General features: G+C 68.4%; 2 pseudogenes. Both read left to right on the plus strand.

What is annotated here, in order from left to right:
* Window positions 1–789: pseudogene (locus tag AB0A69_RS33785) on the plus strand (2-oxoglutarate ferredoxin oxidoreductase subunit alpha); the annotation flags it as partial.
* Window positions 782–1,017: pseudogene (locus AB0A69_RS33790) on the plus strand (2-oxoacid:ferredoxin oxidoreductase subunit beta); the annotation flags it as partial. The pseudogenes AB0A69_RS33785 and AB0A69_RS33790, both read left to right, overlap by 8 nt.

Below are 1,017 nucleotides of genomic sequence, written 5' to 3' on the forward strand. Positions count from 1 at the left end.
GACCTGCTGCAGGCGATGTACGGGCGCAACGGCGAAGCCCCCGTACCCATCGTGGCACCGCGCACCCCGGCGGACTGCTTCGACGCGGCCCTGGAGGCGGCCCGGATCGCGCTCGCCTACCGCACACCGGTGTTCCTGCTGTCCGACGGCTACCTCGCCAACGGCTCCGAACCCTGGCGCATCCCCGAGGTCGACGAGCTGCCCGACCTGCGGGTCACGTTCGCGACCGGCCCCAATCACACGCTGGCCGACGGCACCGAGGTCTTCTGGCCCTACAAGCGCGACCCGCACACCCTCGCCCGTCCGTGGGCGGTGCCGGGGACGCCGGGCCTGGAGCACCGCATCGGCGGCATCGAGAAGCAGGACGGCACGGGCAACATCTCCTACGACCCGGCCAACCACGACTTCATGGTCCGCACCCGCCAAGCCAAGATCGACGGCATCGAGGTGCCGGACGTGGAGGTCGACCACCAGGACGGGGCCCGCACGCTCGTCCTGGGCTGGGGCTCGACCTACGGTCCGATCACCGCCGCCGTACGACGCGTCCGCAGAAACGGCGGCCGCATCGCCCAGGCCCATCTGCGCCACCTCAACCCCTTCCCGAAGAATCTCGGCGAGGTGCTGGCGCGCTACGACAAGGTCGTCGTGCCCGAGATGAACCTCGGCCAGCTCGCCGCTCTCATCCGGGCGAAGTACCTCGTGGACGCGCACAGCTACAACCAGGTCAACGGCATGCCGTTCAAGGCCGAGCAGCTCGCCACGGCTCTCAAGGAGGCCACCGATGTCTGAGGCGCTCAAGCTCGTGCCGAAGGCCGAGGCCAAGCAGTCCATGAAGGACTTCAAGTCGGACCAGGAAGTGCGCTGGTGCCCCGGCTGCGGTGACTACGCGATCCTCGCCGCCGTACAGGGCTTCATGCCCGAGCTCGGCCTGGCCAAGGAGAACATCGTCTTCGTCTCCGGCATCGGCTGCTCCTCCCGCTTCCCGTACTACATGAACACCTACGGGATGCACTCCAT

Origin of the sequence: Streptomyces sp. NPDC045431 (assembly GCF_040646655.1) — a bacterium.
Lineage (GTDB): Bacteria > Actinomycetota > Actinomycetes > Streptomycetales > Streptomycetaceae > Streptomyces.